Below are 16406 nucleotides of genomic sequence, written 5' to 3' on the forward strand. Positions count from 1 at the left end.
AGTCGTAATTGATGATTAGTCTCAACGAGGGCGGCGGCGCGGCCGTCTCGCGCGCCGTGGAGCTGACGTCGGCCGTGTTCGCCGACGACGGCTGGCTGTGCACGAGTCTCAGTCTCGAACATCGCCCCGAGCAGGAACGCATGGCGCACGCCGTGGCCGCCGCCATGGAGGGCGACACCAGCCTGCTCTGCGAGGCCGGCACCGGCGTCGGCAAGAGCCTCGCGTATCTCATCCCCGGCATCATCCACGCCGTCGACACGCGCCGGCAGTTTCTCGTCTCGACGCACACGAAGACCCTGCAGGAACAGGTGCGCGACAAGGACCTTGCGAACTGCCGCCGCCTGTTCGCCGCCGCGCCCGAGCTCGCTGCGTATCGCGACTTCACGAGCGCCGTGCTGATGGGCAAAGGCAATTACCTCTGCACGACCCGACTCGCCCGCGCGCTCCAGGAAAAGACGGAACTCTTCGCCACGCCCGAACAGGAGCAACTCGCCCGCCTCGCCGCCTGGGCGCTGAAAACCGAAACCGGCTTGCTCGCGGACCTGCCCGAACGCGTCGCGCCCGAAGTGTGGGACGAAGTCTCTGCCGACTCCGACGCCTGCTCCTCGAAACACTGCGACAGCGCCGCGTGTTTCTACCAGCGCGCCAAAAAGCGCCGCGATTCCGCCAATCTCGTCATCGTCAACCACAGCCTGCTCTTCACGCTGATGGCCGTGCAGGCGGCGCAGGAAAAGTCGCTCGCGCGCGGCATCCTGCGGCTCGACGACTTCCTCGTCCTCGACGAGGCGCACACCGTGCCCGACATCGCGACCGAACACCTCGGCCTCGCGCTCACTTCCGCCGGACTGCGGCGACAGCTCCACGCGCTCTTCAACCCGAAGCGCAAGAAAGGCCTCTTCGTCCGCCACAAGGACACCGGCGGACAGCGCGCCGTGGAAATCGCCGCCGAGCAAGCCGACCATTTTTTCGCCACCGTCGCGGAGAAAATTCCCGCGGGATCGAGCCTCCAGCGTTGGCGCGAAGCCGACGCCGTCGAACACCTCCTCGCCGGTCCGCTCAACAGCGTCGTCGCGCGCCTCGACGCACTGCGCACGTGCCTGCCGCCGGAGAACATCGCGCACGTCGAGGTGGAAACGAAGCAGAAGCGCCTCTCCGCCTACCGCGACGCGATCAAGTCCTGGCTCGATCTTGCGCGCGAAGGCGACGTGCACTGGGCCGAGATGGTGGACCGCCGCAAGGAACTCGTCGTCAGCCTGCGCTCGGCGCCACTCGATGTCTCCGCCGAGCTGCGCCGCCGGCTTTTCCAGCGCGAAACTTCGTGCGTGCTCACCAGCGCGACGCTCGCCACCGGCAGCTCGATCGAGCCGTTCCGCGAGCGCGTGGGCGCACATGCCGTCGAGACGGTGATCGAAAAATCGCCGTTCGACTACGAACGGCACATGCGCGTCTACCTCGCCGCCGACGTGCCGGAGCCGTCCGCCTCCGCCGAGGGCAAACTCGCGCTCGACGCCATCACCGACTACGTGCGCTTCTGCACGCTCGCAGTGCGCGGCGGCTCACTCGTGTTGTTCACGAGCTACCGCGATCTCCTCGCCGTCGCCGCGCGACTCGAGCCGGACTACCGCGCCGCCGGTCGCAAATGCCTCGTCCAGGAATCGGGCGTCTCCCGTTCCGAACTCGCCGAGAAACTCCGCCAAGCCGGCAACGGTGTGCTCTTCGGCACCGAGAGTTTCTGGACCGGCATCGACGTGCCCGGCGACGCCCTCTCGCAGGTGATCATCACGCGCCTGCCGTTCGAGCCACCCAATCACCCGGTCGCGCAAGCTAGGGCCGAATGGGTCGCCTCGGAGGGAGGAAATCCCTTTGCCCAGCTCGCGTTGCCGGAGGCGCTGGGCAAATTCCGCCAAGGCATCGGCCGGCTAATCCGCAGCAAGTCCGACCGCGGCATCGTCACCATTCTCGACCCGCGCATGCTCACGAAGGCCTACGGCCGCGAATTCGTCGCCAGCCTGCCAACGCCGCGCTACGAACGCCTCACGCGCTCCGACCGCGAACGGATTTTTCGTCCTTTCATTTGAGCGCGGCCCGCGCAACTTGGAGCCGAACATGAAGCTGCGCTCGTCCGCCCTCACCGACATCGGCTGCTACCGGCAGCAGAACGAGGACAGCTTTTTGTGCGACGACGGCCTGCAACTCTACGCCGTGGCCGATGGCATCGGCGGCCTGCCCGCCGGTGCCGCCGCGAGCCGGGCCGCACTCGACGAGTTCGCCGAGTGGTTTCTCAAGGACGCACGGAAACCCTTCGACTACTCTGCTGCGCTCGCGCGCGCCAACGACGCCGTGTTCACGCTCGGCCGCCAGCTCAGTCCGCGCTACGGCATCGGCACCACGCTGACGCTCGCGCATTTCGCGGAAGGTGCCGTGAACGTCGTGCACGTCGGCGACAGCTACATGTTCCGGCTCCGCGCCGGCGACCTCGAGGCGCTCACCCGCGAGCATAATCTGGAAAATGAGATGCGCGCCCGCGCCGCGCGCGGCGAACCCACCTACCTCCTGTCGGAAAACCGCGCCGCCCTCACCCGCTGCGTGGGCCAGCCGCCGCCGCTGGAAGGCGACATCGACGCGCACGCCATCGAGACCGGCGACCGCTACCTGCTTTGCACCGACGGCATCACGCGGTGCATCACGCCGCACGAAATCGCCAAACACCTCGCGAACGCCCACGCACCCGAGACCGCCGCGCGCGTCCTCGTCGAACTCGCACGCGAGCGCGGCGGCCTCGACAACGCGACCGCGATCGTGATTTTCGCCGAATAAGGCGCGACGCAGTCGCACCGCGCGGTTTAAGTTGGAAGTCGAAGTTTAAGCGCGACACGCCCCTGGCCGCCGACTTCGCTTTTCCTTCCGCCTGAAACTACACCTCAACCAGCAACCTAAACCGGCGCACCGCGCCCAGCCATGAGCTCCGCCCGCTTTGCCGCCCTCGTGACCGCGCAGCCCGAGAACGAGATGTTCCGCTTCAGCCTCGCGCAGGCCCTGCTGCGCGAGGGCAAGGACACCGAAGCCGTGCCGCATCTCGAATTTTGCGCGGCAAAGAAAGCCGACTGGATGATGGCCCGCATTCTCCTCGGCAAAACGCTGCTCGCGCTCGGCCGCGCGACCGATGCGAAGCCATGGCTCGAGCAGGCGCTGCAACTCGCCATCGAGCAGAACCACGAAGACCCCGAGCGCGAACTGCGCGGGATCCTCGCGGAACTGAGTTGAAACGGGCCAAGTCGAGGTAGCGCAGGCTTCCAGCCTGTCCCGTCGCTCCCAGCAGGCTGGAAGCCTGCGCTACGAAGCTCAGCTCCACAGCGGCGCGGGATACTGCCCCGCCGCCACCAACTCGCGCACCGCGCTCATCGCCGTCGGCAAGTCCTCGCGATACGTGATGCCGAACCACGCGCTCTCGCTGCGCAGCAACGCCACGTTGGCCGCGCCGCGTTCATTGAGGTCGCTGATTGCCGTCGGTAGATAGAATTCCGCCTTCGGATCGGCGCCGCGCGCGGCGAGAAACTCCGCGAACAGAGCCTGCAACTGCGGCAGTAATGCCGGCGTGAAGCCCCAAAAGTTCACCGACACCGTCTCGTCGCCGGTCAGCGGCTGCGCGGCGCCTGCGCCGTCGAGATAGCGCACGCCCGTCGCGGTCTGTTCGATCTTTGTCAGCTCGGTGATGTGCTTCAACCGACCCGCCGCATCGACCGCGCACACGCCGCGACTCACGCTGCCGTGCTCCGACAACGTTTGCCGCAGCGGATAGCCAACGAGCGCGTAGTCCCGCGACGCGGCAAAATGCGCCGCGAGCGCGCGGTAGCCGGAAGCACCGTAGAAGTCGTCGGCATTGATCACGGCGAACGGTCGCTTCACGACGTCGCGCGCCGCCAGCACCGCGTGGCCCGTGCCCCACGGCTTCGTCCGCGTAGGCAGCGAGCTCGCTCGCGCCACTCCCGGCAAATCGTCCAGTTCCTGAAAAACGTATTCGACCGCCATGCGCGACTCGAGGCGGCGGCCGATCGTGGCGCGGAAGTCGGCCTCGATGTCCTTGCGGATGACGAGCACAAGCCGGTCGAAGCCCGCGCGCAGCGCATCGAAGATCGAATACTCGATGATCAGCTCGCCATGCGGCCCGACAGGCTGGACTTGCTTGAGCCCGCCGAAACGGCTGCCCATGCCGGCGGCGAGGATGACGAGATCGTAGGTTTGCTTAACCACAGTAGCGACGAAACACACGGACCCGCCTACGCCAAGCTTTGCTTGGACTCCGGCGGGCAAGTGCCCGGCCAGCCAGTTGGAATCAAAAGTGGCGGCGGGAGAATTCGCGACCGGAGCCGGTCTTCAGGTATCGTTCGAAGGCGCGTGCTTTGGGTTCGTTTTCGAATGCGGCGTAGAAAACGATGCGCCACGGGTGAAATTTCGCCGTGTGCGCGGAGAGACCGGCGTTGTGCTCACGAAGCCGCGATTTCAGGTCCGACGTGCTGCCTGTGTAGCGTTCACCGGGGCGCGAAAGGCTTTCCAGGATGTAAGCGTAATACATGCATGGCCCGTGCTCGAAAGCTATGAACGATGTCCGAAGGCTCAACGCCCCATTTTCATCAACGTCAACCCGGCGGGTCTGCGATGGTCAGATCGTCTGAGGTTGGCCCGCCAACCGTAGTCCCCGAAGGGGCGAAGGTTGGTGCCAGGGGCCGGGATTGAACCGGCGACCAAGGGCTTATGAGTCCCCTGCTCTACCACTGAGCTACCCTGGCGTTTACCGTTGGCCGGGAGGGCCTGCGGAACGGCGTAAAAGCCATAGTTTTCCGAAAAAATCCACAAGATTTTTCTAGATGTCACCAGGCCCCAGCCAGCGAAAATAAGTCACGACAAAGCGCCGCCCTAGCCCGTTCGGCGCGGTGTCAGGCGTGCGCTGGACGATCGCCTCGCAATATGCGACCGCCTCGGTCTGCGTTGAATCGACAGCATTCAGCGCTTCTCCGTAGGCACGGATGCGAAAGGTATCCGATCGGACCTGCAGCATCGCCCCCAGCGCTTGGACGATTTGCGCCGCCGTTGGAGAGCTCGACCCAGGAAAAATCGTCGCGAGATACGCACTGAATCCGGCGACCGACGTGAATGGTCCCCCAGAGGACTTCCCGGTATTCGAAGCTGCGAAACCATCGCCGATAGCACGACCACGCGACGTCACTAGGCTCGCCGAAATCTGCGGCACTCCCGTAACTGAGTTGTAGGTATCTAGGATCGACCGCCAGAGGAGCGTGTTAGTGGAATTTAGATTTACCGCCCCTGTCATCAACTGCCCGCCGCTTACGAATCTGTTGGATCGAGTGACGTAATGAAAGGTGTCTTGAAGGACGGAAGGGGTCAACGCGGGCGTCGAAATCATCGATAGCTGCTCAAACGACACAGCTTTCAGCACGTTCGCTGGGTTGTTTTGAAGCGCCGTGCGAAGATTTAGCTGGTTAGTCAAGAGTCCTGAACTCATCCGCGGCACAGCATTCGAATTCGCTAAAGTCACGCCGTCTGAGCCAGCCCCTAACTTCGAGCCTTCGTCCAGCACAACGAAGGCATATTTCCCCACCGTTGTCCCCAAAATGCCGATCGGGATCTTTCCAGCGATCACGTGTTCCTTCTCCACATTGACCGATGTCGATGAAGCCGTGCCAACACTGCTAGTGGCCACCAACTCGATGGTATCGGTTCCCGCATTGTTTGACGCAATCGCCCCCGAGGTTAGCCACGAAACAAAAGTGCCATCGTCCCGCCAAACTCCGGTCCAGTATCGAGTGGAACTCGCCGCCGCGTTCGGCACGCCGGCGACACCAGCCATTCCCGTGATGCGACTATCAGGGCCGGCGTTTTTTTGCAGTTCACTCAAGCCAATCCCGAGTGCCAACAAGGCATTCTGCCGCGCCTGCAACTGCGCCGCACTGCTTGCGGACACCTGTCCATTGACGCGGACAAGTGCGCTGAGTGCGAAAACGGCCAACACCAATAAGCCCAACAACGCGAGGGTGAGCACCAGCGCGAAGCCGCACGTCCCACGTCTCACCGTGCACCGCCTTTCAGTTCGATGCGTCGGACATAGACGCTCGAATTCGCCTCGACAACCGACCACCACCATTCGGCGTCGCTGGTGTAGTTGGACGGCCGCGCGATCGTTGCCTGCTCCATGGCAGCGACCTGACGAGCGCCTTCCTCTGACAACACGCGAATCATCACATCAGCGACACTGGGATAACGGTTGGCGTCCGGCGCGCCACCGGAGTCGCGAGCGGCGTGTGAAATGTCGCCGGCATCAGCCGGAAAAATGCGTCGCAGCGAACCATCGGCAGCCTGAACGTAGAGCCACACACCAAAATCGACAGCATTGCTAAGAATCGCGTCGCTGGCGTTCACAACGGAAAGCGCGGTTCCGTAACCAGCAGTGACGTCGTTGCCGTTTGCAAAACTGGTCGATGAGGAGACCGCTGCCCGGTAGAGCGCGTAACGGACCTCGGCAGGATTTGTTGCCGAGATGGCACCGGTCTGCGGACGCCGGGCCACCTGATAAGCGACCGCTCTTGGCAACGCACCATCCGTGCCGGACTCGGCCACCGTGCTGATCATCCGTAGCCAAGTCCCCGACACTCCGAAACGGGCGTTTGAAATAGGGGAATTGCGCCCGTCATCGCTCGTGGGCAACAGATTCAGGCTTTCGCCAGTCGACGGCTTCATCAACGACGCAACCTGCCACCCCCGGCTTACCAGGCTGCCAGAACTGTTCGTGACATCCACCGCCAGCCACGTTGTCGCCGCGTCCGAACGGAAAACTCCAGCATGCAGGTCTCGCTCTAGGAAGTCCAACGCGAGCTTCGCTTGCACCGACGTGGAGAAACGATCCTGCGAGCGGCGCCAGACGTTCAGAGTGCCCGTGGTGACGGCGAGCATCACCGCAGCCATGCCCAGCGTGAGGGTGACCGCCACCAACAGCTCAAGTAACGTGAAGCCCTGGACTCGACGTTTCATCGATTGATCGCGCAGGTGAAAGTAAGTGAGTTGCGGTTCTCAAGGGCGACAGGCGAACCAGCATCGGCCACCCGATAAGGCCACGATACGCGAACGTAGACCGGCAACACAGCCCCCGTGGCTTCGTAAGCAAGCGGCGCCGCCGGGAAGCGCCAAATCTCGACCAGAAAATACTGTTCGCGCAGCAACAGAACGTCGCCAGTCGCCGTCGACAGATAATTCAGCGTGTGTAATCGAGCCCCATCACGCGCAGCCACGAACGCTAGCCCGTTGTCCAAGGGCCCGGTCATCACTGGCACGTTGGTCGCCAAAGCGTCGAAGCTTCCTATCGTGGCCAGTCTCTGCATTTCCACTCGCACCGCATCCGGCAGGCGTTGCGCCACGAGCGCGTCTGCTGACGAAGCCGACTGCGCAGTCAGCGACGGCAGCAACGCAAGGACCACGGCGATGGCTCCGGCGAACACTCCAACGGCAATCACAACCTCCACGAGAGAAAATCCACGACGTCTCATCGCTCAGAAGCCCGCACGGCTGTTGATCAACGCAGCCACGCCATACGTGCTGATACTCAAGCCACGCACCTGCTCAGGGTGCAATAATTCCACCGGCGATTCCCCCGAACCATACGACGCTGGGGCGCGCGGTCGACCGGCAGCAACAATGAGCGCCCCGTTGGAGTTCGTGGTAGTGCCGTTCGCAGAGAAGACCATGCCTGTCCATTGTTCAGTGGTGCCCCCATTGATCGCCGCGACGGTGATATTACCGCTCCGCAACGCGGTCGAACGCATATCCTGGTTATCGCTAGGCCGCGTCCACGGCGTATCGGTCGCGGCAAGCAAGCCCAAGGGCAATGCGTAGTTCCCCGGGAGAATATACGTTCCTTCCGGCAAATAGACCTCGGTCAGTGACTGCCACGTCCCGCTGACCTGAACTTGCAGCACGAGGTGTCTCAGAAAACGCGTCGCCGCTGTGTTGCTCGTTGCGTCGAACTGGATCAGGATACGGCTCGACTGGCCGGAGGCGGCCGCCTTGGTGCGCGCAGCAACAATCAAATTCGCCAACATGCCCTGCGCGGATTGCAGCGCCGCGCCACGCGTGGTGCCCAACGTGTTAATGAGGATGAACGAGAACGCCGAGATCAGCCCGACGACGACGAGCAGTTCCAGCAGCGTGAAACCCGACGCGGCTCGGCGTGGGGCGGACGAGATCATTTCCAGCTAAAGATGAACGCCGGTGCGGCGGCGGTCGCGTTCGGGTCGGGGGCGTAGAAGACCACGCCGGCACGGACGCCCGTCGTGGGAATATCGGTCGCGGTGGGACGGATCGAGGAGCCGTCGGCGGCAACAACATTCGGGAACGTGCCGTAGTCGTTGTTGTCGATCTTCCCGTCGAGGTTGCGGTCGACCAGCACGGCGATGGAGAGGTTGTCGAAGGCGTCGCGGAGAAGGTTCGGAAACGCCGCGTCGGCGGGCGTGAGGTCCGAATCCGAGAAGGAGTAGAATGGGATGCGTTTGCGGTTCTGGCTGCCGGCGGCGATCGTCGAGCCGGTGGTGAGCGCGCTGCCGTCGCGCTTCTTGCCCGCAAGGATGTCGTGGAAGAGATGGTCGCCCGACACGACGGTCATCGCGCCGCCGTTGACGAGGTTCGAGGTGTCGAAAGTCGGATAGTATCCGTATTCGCTGCGGAACGATTCAATCGCCGCCGCCCATTGATTGAATTGCACTTTCGTCTTGGCGCGATTGGCCGATTTGCGGGCGCCCGAGATGCTCGGGAATATCAGGCTCGCGAGGATACCGATGACTGCGATGACGGCGAGAAGCTCGAGCAGGGAAAACGCGCGACGCGCTCCGCAAGCTGAGCGCTGAAAGCTGAACGCTGATGGCTTCATCAATTGCGATTGGCGTAGAGGTTGTCGGCGTTGGCGGCGGGAGCAACATCGATGAACCCGCCGCTCAGGAGCGTCGGCGAGTCGAGTCCGTCAGCGCCAATGCTGTAGAGCACGAACGACGGATTCGTCCAAGTGCCGCCGGTCTTGTAGACGTAGCGATAAGGCTGCTCCCACGGATCGAGCAGCACGGCGGAGGCGTTCGCAAATGGATCGACGGGAGTGTTCGGCGCGGCGGTCAGAGCGATGGTGAACTTCGCCGCCTCGAGCTGCGCGCGGCCGGCAGGACTGAGCGCGAGGCGCGTCGGCCCGAGCTTGCCGATGAGCGCTTGGAGCAGTTGCGCGTTGTCGTCGGTCTGCGGGTAGTCGCCGTATTGGCGCTTGTAGGATTCGAGCGCAGCGGAGAGTGCGGCGAGTTCGGCTTTGGCGCGGGCGACTTTGCCGGCCTCAGAAGCGCGGCGACCGACGCCGATCACGATGCCGGTGAGGACCGCGATGATCGCGATCACGGCGAGGAGTTCGAGGAGCGTGAAGCCGGAAGACGGAGGACGGGAGACTGAGGACGGAAGGCGGAGCACGGAGGAAGGATGGAGAAGCGCGGGGCGTTCAGGGGACGCGGAGGCGCGGGGCGAATTCGCTCCTGCAGTTTTCTCGGGCACGGCGCCCTACTCTGCGGTTCGTCGCGCGGGTGAACAGAAAAAAGGCGCGCCGGGTTGCGGCGCGCCTCGATTGGCGAAGTGTTGTTCGAGTGAAGGGCCGTTGTGGACAGCGGCCCCTATCTTACTCGTCGTCGGACTTCAGCGCGGCGATGACGGAGAAGTCCTCGAGCGTCGTCGTGTCGCCCTTGATCTCGCCGGAGGTGGCGAGTTCCTTGAGCAGACGGCGCATGATTTTTCCGGAGCGCGTTTTGGGCAGGCCCGCGGCGAAGCGGACTTGGTCGGGTCGCGCGAGGGCGCCGATCTCCTTCGCGACGTGCGCGCGGAGAGCTTCCTTGAGTTCGTCGGTGGCTTCGTGGCCGGTCTTCAGCGTGACGAACACGACGAGCGATTGGCCCTTGAGTTCGTCGGGGCGTCCCACGGCGGCGGCTTCGGCAACGAACGGATGCGAGACGAGCGCGCTCTCAACTTCCGCGGTGCCGATGCGGTGGCCGGAGACGTTGAGGACGTCGTCGATGCGGCCGACGATCCAGAAGTAGCCGTCCTTGTCCTGCCGGGCACCGTCGCCAGTGAAGTAGAAGTCGGGGTTGTTCGGGAACTCGGAGAAGTAGGCTTTTTTGAAACGTTCGTCGTCGCCCCAGAGCGTGCGAAGCATCGAGGGCCACGGCTTGGTGATGACGAGTTTGCCGCCGCTGTTGCGCGGGACTTCCTTGCCGTCGTTGTCGACGACCTTCGGCGCGACGCCGAAGAACGGCAGCGTGGCCGAGCCGGGCTTGGTCGGAGTGACGCCGGGCAGCGGCGTGATCATGATGGAGCCGGTTTCGGTCTGCCACCACGTGTCGACGATCGGGCACTTCTTTTTGCCGATCATCTTGTGATACCACATCCACGCCTCGGGATTGATCGGCTCGCCCACGGAGCCGAGCAGGCGCAGCGAGTCGAGACGGTGGCGGAGAACGTAGTTGTCGCCCCAGCGCATGAACGCGCGGATGGCTGTCGGCGCGGTGTAGAGGATCGTGATGCCGTGGCGGTCGATCATCTGCCAGAAACGGTCCGGCTCGGGCTGGTTGGGCGCGCCTTCGTAGAGGAAGACGGTCGAGCCGTTCGAGAGCAGGCCGTAGACGACGTAGCTGTGGCCGGTGATCCAGCCGATGTCGGCCGAGCAGAAGTAGCGATCGCTGTCCTTGAGATCGAAGACGTATTGCGAGCTGAGCTTCGCGCCGAGCAGGTAGCCGGCGGAAGTGTGGAGCACGCCCTTGGGTTTTCCGGTCGAGCCGGAGGTGTAGAGGATGAAGAGCGGGTGCTCGGAATCGAAGGCCTTCGCGTCGTGGAAATTCGGCGCGCCCTGCCAGGCTTCGCGCCACCACGTGTCGCGGCCTTCGACGATGTTGACGTCGTGGCCGGTGCGCTTGACGACGAGGACGGATTGGACGGTCGGCGCGCCCTCGAGGGCCTTGTCGACGTTGGCCTTGAGTTCGACGATCTTGCCGCGACGCCAGCCGCCGTCGGCGGTGATGACGACCTTGGCTTTGCAGTCGTTGATGCGGTCCTTGAGCGCTTCGGGCGAGAAACCGCCAAAGACGACCGTGTGCACCGCGCCGACGCGCGCGCAGGCGAGCATCGCGATGACCGCTTCGGGAATCATCGGCATGTAGATCGCGATGCGGTCACCGGGCTTGATGCCCATGTTTTCCAGCACGTGTGCGAAGCGGCAGACGTGGAAGTAAAGCTGGCGATAAGTGATCGTCCGGACGTCGCCCGGCTCACCTTCGAAGATGATTGCGGCCTTGTTCTCGCGAACGGTGCCGAGGTGGCGATCGAGGCAGTTTTCGGCGACGCTTAACTTACCGCCCACGAACCACTTGGCGAACGGTGGTTTCCATTGCAGAACCTGCTTGAAAGGCTTGCGCCACACGAGCTGCGTGTTGGCCTGTTTGGCCCAGAATTTATCTGGGGCGTTGACAGACTCGGTGTAGAGCTTACGGTAACTTTCGAAGCTGCCAAGGTTTGCCTGGCCCTTGAACTCGGCTGAGGGTTTGAAAACTCTACTCTCCCGGGACACTGAGGTAATCGTTTGGTCCGACACTTGTTTCTCCTCTTTTTGGGGTTGAAGCGACGAAGGGAGTAAATGGCTCCCACGGATTTAGCGGTCAAGTCTCGGCAGCTCCGAACTCCCGTTTTGCTATGGAAAAAGACCAACAGCCCGACGCCCCCGCGTCGCAGGCTTCCGAACAGAATCCGGCCGCGCAACCCCCGCAACAGCCGGACAACTCAATTCGCGTCGAAGGCATCCTCGACCTCGACAACAGCCGCAACGGCCAGCTGCTCGACCTCTCGCGCTTCGGCAAGCGGCGTCCGACCGACCCGTTCGTGCCGCGTGAGCTGATCCGCCGCTTCAAGCTCGGCCAGGGCTCGATGATCACCGCTCAGGCGACACCCGATCAGCGCTTCCCCAATCCGAAGGTCCGCTTCATTGAAAAGGTCGACGGCATGGACCTCGAGGCGCGTCGCCGCGTCGTCGAGTTCGCCAATCTCCTCACGATCACGCCCAACGAGCACCTCAAGCTCGAGCTGAAGGACGGCCGCATGACCACCCGCGTCGTCGACCTCTTCTGCCCCATCGGCAAGGGCACGCGCGGCCTCATCGTCGCCCCGCCACGCACCGGCAAGACGACCTTTCTCCGCGACATGGCGCTGGGCGTCCTTGAGAATCACCCCGAGTGCCACGTCATGATCCTCCTCGTCGACGAGCGTCCCGAGGAAGTCACTGACTTCAAGCGCAGCGTCCCAGCCGAAGTCTGGGCGTCGTCCAACGACGAGTCCGTCGAGAACCACATCCGCATTGCCGAGCTCTGCATCGAACGCGCCAAGCGCCTCGTCGAAGCCGGCAAGGACGTCGTGCTCTTCGTCGACTCCCTCACCCGCCTCTCCCGCGCCTACAACACCCAGCGCAACTCCGGCCGCACCGGCTCGGGCGGCTTGGATGTCCGCGCGCTGGAGAAACCGCGCCAGCTCTTCGCCTCCGCCCGCAACACCGAAGACGGCGGCTCACTCACCATCATCGCCTCCATTCTCGTCGAAACCGGCTCGCGCATGGACGACGTGATTTTCCAGGAATTCAAGGGCACCGGCAACATGGAGCTCGTCCTCGACCGCAAGGCCGCCGAGATGCGCATCTGGCCCGCCGTGAACGTCCAATCCTCCGGCACACGAAAGGAAGAGCTTCTCCTCGACGCCAAGAACCTCGAAGGCATCCACTTCTTCCGCCGCGCGCTCGTCCAGCAAAAGATCGAGGAAGCCACCGACACGATGGTCACTCGCCTTTCGAAGACGAAGAACAACGCGGAATTCCTCAAGCTCATCGCCCGGTAAGCCCGCGACGTTCACGTCACGACGCAAATCCGACCTTGCCGCACCTCTCCCAACCCAACCAATCTGCCCGCCCTCCTGAATGAATAGCTTCTCCGAGCAATGTCTCGACATGGCCCGCTCGATGCTCGGCCATAACCTCGACTCGATCAACGCCGACGGCACCGTCACTCCGATCTCCGGCGAGAATCCCCGCTCCGACGAACCCGGCCACGTGGCCTACGCCCTCGGCGAGTATTATCGCGCCACCGGCGAGACCACCCTCAAGGGCCACGACCTCATCGACCTCGCCGCCCGCTGCATCACTGCGCAGGCCTTCACCGAGCCCTCCGGCGAAAACGGCCTCGCCTACGCCGCCCTCGGCCTCCTCTGCTTCGGCCCCTCCAAGGAGCGCAATCCCGTCTGGGAACGCCTCGTCGACGAGACCCGCCAGCGCCTCGACAAGCAGCTCCTCCACCGCAGCGACTACGACAACTACTGGCAGGCCTTCAACGTCGCCAAAGCCGTCTGCCGCTTCTCCCTCGGCCTCTCCAAGAAGGACGAAACCTCGCGCCTCATCGAGCGCATGGTCGAGCGCATCGAGCAGACCAGCTCCAACGGCTTCTTCGACGACGCGGAGCCCGGCATCGGCGGCCACTTCAATCTCTACGGCGTCATGACGCTGGTGTTCGTGCGCTCCGCGCTCCAACTCCACGCCAACTCCGCCCTCCGCGAGCGCAAGCTCCCCACCCTCCGCACCTACGCCGAGAAATACATCAAGCTCATGCCCGACCTCGTCCGCGCGGACGGCCTCGGCTGGGCTTACGGCAAAGCCGCCGGTGCCTACGGCCAGATGCACTGCATCAGCCTCCTCCTCCAGGGCCTGCGCGACGGCTGGATCCCCGACGACCAGAAGCCGAAGTATTACGACATCCTGCGCCGCCTCTTCTACTTCTTCTTCCAGACCTATCTCGACCAGGAACACGGCTTCCTCGACGTCCGCGACGAAGAGCGCACCACCTACGCCACGCACACCACGCGCATGGCCAACTTCGACGCCGCGCGCTACCTCTGCCAGTGGTCGCGCCTCGCGAAGGTCGTCAACATGACGATGGAAGCCGGCAAAGCCGAGCCCGTGAAGACCACTGGCCGCTTCGTCATCTTCGACAAATCGAACCGCAAGGAACAGGGCCTCTTCCTCTACCGCGACGCAGAATCCGGGCTGCACTTCCAGCTCCCGCTCGTCAGCTCCGGCGGCAGCGCCACGGCCGACAGCCTCGCCTTCCCGCACTCGCCCGGCGTCTTCGATTGGCCGAACAACGTTTACCTGCCGATCATGCAGCCCGAGCTGACCTTCGGCGAGAACGTCACCCTCCCTTCGTTCTACGGCCAGAAATGCGTCACCGGCCTCGGCCTGAAGAACTCGTTCTTCTTCCGCTACGAACAGCCCGAGCTGATCAACACGAAGGAAGAACTCGTCCGAGGCATCGGCAGCGTGAAGGTGCAGTGGAATTTCTCCGGCAACAAGATCAGTGCCGAGTTCGCCTACACGGTGAAGAACCAGGTGCAGCTCGACAAATTCCGCCTCTGCCTCGTCATCGGCACGCCGCACTCGAAGTATCGCCTCGACACCTCGCCGATCCTCGGTGCCAACGGCCATCGTTGCCAGGTCATCAAGGACGACTTCCACGCGGCGTGGCAGGAGACCGAGGTCGTGACCGCCGATCCGAAGTTCAAGACCAACTACGGCAAGCTCCACTACGTGCAGAACTTCGTGCGCGACCACCCGCTGATCATGCGCCCCGGCCAGATCTACCGGCTGCAAGTCGCCTTCGAGCCCGACGTCACGCTCGTCGGCGCCTGAGTTGCGCGGGCGCCCCGCCTGCTCTGCTCCGTCTCACACTCAAAGCCCGCACAACCCGCGGGCTTTTTTCGTTTTGCAGGCAATCCCCACACACGGCTTTTGACGAGTCAGTGCTTGATACCGCCACGTTGCCATCTTCTCCTCCGCACGAGCCGACGGGAGAGTGACTGACTCGCTCTCCGCTATCTATCGCCGTTTGCCGATGAAACTCTCCGTATCTGCATTCCTTCTTGTGGCGTGCTCACTCTGCGCCGCGCCAAATCCGCCGGGCGACGTGGTGTTCAAACCCACGTTTCTGACAGGCTACGATTCCCTGACAGCCGGGACCGGTTTTCTTGTGCGCATCGACGGCGCTCCGGTGTTCGTGACCGCACATCACTTGTTCGGCCCCGCAGCAGGCCTCGAACGCGATCTCTCACCGACTGAAGCGAAAAATTTTGTGTCTGCACTCGCCGCTTCATCTATGGATCACCCGTCGCTCATCTTGGTTTCGTCAGAGATGATGTTCATTCCGGCGGCGAAGGCTTTCGATCAACGCGACGCCGCGCACGACATCGCCGCTTTTCGCCTTTCGAACTACCACGGCGCTACGCTGGTCATCTCAGCAGTTTCGCCAAAGGTCGGAGAAAAGGTGTATCTCCTCGCTCGGCCACGCGGCGAACAGGAATTGCGGCTGCTCAGTGCCGTAGTCTCGCGGGTCGGCAAAGCGTCCATCGAGTATTCCTACGACCAATCAGGGATGAATTTGGCAGGCACGAGCGGAGCCCCGATTTTGAACGATAAGGGAGAGGTCGTCGCGATAAACCTCGGTGGCGGAGACCTAAAAGGAAAGGTCTTTGGATTTGGCAATCCGTCGACGTCGTTTGTCGCACTCCTTTCAAATGCCCAATAGAATGCCTCGCCAGAGTCGGACCAGCGCGAAACACCGCCTCAGCGCTTAGCTGGCCGGCGTCGCTTCTGGGCCACTAGCCACGTCGACATTCGCCGGCGACGCCTTGGGTTCTTCGGCCTTCTTCTTCGGCGCGCCCACGAGCACGTCCAGTTGACCTTGGATCTTCACGAAGAACTCCGCATTCAGGTCGCCGACCGGAATCTCATACATTTGGTGCGAGCGTGCGTGTTCGAAAATGTTGCGCGCGCCTTCCGGCGTCTTTCCGCGCGGCTTCAAAATCTTCTTCCGCTCCAGCATGAGCGCGAGGAACTGCAGCAGCGGCGTGTTCGTCTCGTCCGGCGGATTCGTCGGGTCGGCCAGCGTCACGAACAGATTCTCCGCCGTCATCTTCAAGTTGCGATCGGCGTTCTCGCCCGCCTTGCGCGGTTTGTAGCTGATGACCCAGCGGCAAAAAATCTCCGCCGGCGCCTGCATGTTCGCTGCCTCGCTCTCGAGCACGTCCCGACGCCCCGTCAACCCGTCGGCCTCGCGCACCAGATAGCACACGACACGCTCGCCCTCCGCGAATTCGCGGCCGGACACATAGCACTTTGTGGCGAGAGGATGAAGATTCAGCTCCATGCGGGAACCATCTGTCTACGTGCGCCCCGAGTGAAAGCTAGCCCAAATCGCCCCTCAGCCGCAGTGATTCTTTTGTTGGCCAACGCCACCGCATCC

General features: G+C 63.3%; 16 protein-coding genes and 1 tRNA gene. 6 read left to right on the forward strand and 11 right to left on the reverse strand.

From position 1 onward, the window contains the following. Positions 1–11 precede the first annotated feature (11 nt). The 3 genes from KF715_01655 (at position 12) to KF715_01665 (ending at position 3264) form a co-directional block, all read left to right on the forward strand. A complete protein-coding gene (locus KF715_01655; protein MBX3735369.1) occupies positions 12–2078 on the forward strand; it encodes an ATP-dependent DNA helicase in 2067 nt (688 codons plus the stop codon). Between the two features lie 28 nt (positions 2079–2106). Continuing rightward, positions 2107–2817, forward strand: coding sequence for a serine/threonine-protein phosphatase (locus KF715_01660; GenBank protein ID MBX3735370.1), 711 nt, complete (start codon positions 2107–2109; stop codon positions 2815–2817). A 141-nt stretch (positions 2818–2958) separates the two neighbouring features. Further along, positions 2959–3264, forward strand: a complete 306-nt coding sequence (locus KF715_01665) for a tetratricopeptide repeat protein (protein MBX3735371.1) — start codon at positions 2959–2961, stop codon at positions 3262–3264. A 78-nt stretch (positions 3265–3342) separates the two neighbouring features. On the opposite strand, the gene KF715_01670 is transcribed toward KF715_01665, so the two are convergent. The 10 genes from KF715_01670 to acs all read right to left on the reverse strand — a co-directional run bounded on the left by KF715_01670 (position 3343) and on the right by acs (position 11671). Continuing rightward, a complete protein-coding gene (locus tag KF715_01670; protein MBX3735372.1) occupies positions 3343–4209 on the reverse strand; it encodes a nucleotidyltransferase in 867 nt (288 codons plus the stop codon). Between the two features lie 124 nt (positions 4210–4333). Beyond that, a complete protein-coding gene (locus KF715_01675; GenBank protein MBX3735373.1) occupies positions 4334–4573 on the reverse strand; it encodes a GIY-YIG nuclease family protein in 240 nt (79 codons plus the stop codon). Between the two features lie 139 nt (positions 4574–4712). Further along, a tRNA-Met gene (locus KF715_01680) sits at positions 4713–4787 on the reverse strand. A 74-nt stretch (positions 4788–4861) separates the two neighbouring features. Then, complete coding sequence (locus KF715_01685; protein MBX3735374.1) at positions 4862–6058, reverse strand: hypothetical protein; 1197 nt, start codon at positions 6056–6058, stop codon at positions 4862–4864. 26 nt (positions 6059–6084) lie between these two features. Then, positions 6085–7044, reverse strand: coding sequence for a prepilin-type N-terminal cleavage/methylation domain-containing protein (locus KF715_01690; protein ID MBX3735375.1), 960 nt, complete (start codon positions 7042–7044; stop codon positions 6085–6087). After that, positions 7041–7532 carry a hypothetical protein gene (locus KF715_01695; protein ID MBX3735376.1) on the reverse strand — a complete coding sequence of 164 codons (492 nt, stop codon included), beginning with the start codon at positions 7530–7532 and terminating at the stop codon, positions 7041–7043. Before KF715_01695 ends, KF715_01690 begins: the two co-directional genes overlap by 4 nt. 27 nt (positions 7533–7559) lie before the next feature. After that, complete coding sequence (locus KF715_01700; GenBank protein MBX3735377.1) at positions 7560–8255, reverse strand: prepilin-type N-terminal cleavage/methylation domain-containing protein; 696 nt, start codon at positions 8253–8255, stop codon at positions 7560–7562. Beyond that, positions 8252–8932 carry a prepilin-type N-terminal cleavage/methylation domain-containing protein gene (locus KF715_01705; protein ID MBX3735378.1) on the reverse strand — a complete coding sequence of 227 codons (681 nt, stop codon included), beginning with the start codon at positions 8930–8932 and terminating at the stop codon, positions 8252–8254. The genes KF715_01700 and KF715_01705 overlap by 4 nt, the downstream gene beginning before the upstream one ends. Then, on the reverse strand, positions 8932–9588 hold the full coding sequence (locus tag KF715_01710; protein ID MBX3735379.1) for a type II secretion system protein GspG: 657 nt from the start codon (positions 9586–9588) through the stop codon (positions 8932–8934). The genes KF715_01705 and KF715_01710 overlap by 1 nt, the downstream gene beginning before the upstream one ends. A gap of 121 nt (positions 9589–9709) precedes the next feature. Then, positions 9710–11671 carry an acetate--CoA ligase gene (gene acs, locus KF715_01715; protein MBX3735380.1) on the reverse strand — a complete coding sequence of 654 codons (1962 nt, stop codon included), beginning with the start codon at positions 11669–11671 and terminating at the stop codon, positions 9710–9712. Positions 11672–11769: 98 nt separating this feature from the next. On the opposite strand from acs, the gene rho reads away from it, so the two are divergent. The 3 genes from rho (at position 11770) to KF715_01730 (ending at position 15689) form a co-directional block, all read left to right on the forward strand. Next, positions 11770–12957, forward strand: coding sequence for a transcription termination factor Rho (gene rho / locus KF715_01720; GenBank protein ID MBX3735381.1), 1188 nt, complete (start codon positions 11770–11772; stop codon positions 12955–12957). Positions 12958–13066: 109 nt separating this feature from the next. Beyond that, complete coding sequence (locus KF715_01725; protein MBX3735382.1) at positions 13067–14797, forward strand: hypothetical protein; 1731 nt, start codon at positions 13067–13069, stop codon at positions 14795–14797. A gap of 202 nt (positions 14798–14999) precedes the next feature. Continuing rightward, positions 15000–15689 (forward strand): trypsin-like peptidase domain-containing protein, encoded by a 690-nt coding sequence (locus tag KF715_01730; protein ID MBX3735383.1) that lies wholly within the window; start codon positions 15000–15002, stop codon positions 15687–15689. Between the two features lie 45 nt (positions 15690–15734). On the opposite strand, the gene KF715_01735 is transcribed toward KF715_01730, so the two are convergent. Next, complete coding sequence (locus KF715_01735) at positions 15735–16310, reverse strand: hypothetical protein (GenBank protein ID MBX3735384.1); 576 nt, start codon at positions 16308–16310, stop codon at positions 15735–15737. Positions 16311–16406 lie beyond the last annotated feature (96 nt).

The organism is Candidatus Didemnitutus sp. (assembly GCA_019634575.1).
Classification (GTDB): Bacteria; Verrucomicrobiota; Verrucomicrobiia; order Opitutales; family Opitutaceae; genus Didemnitutus.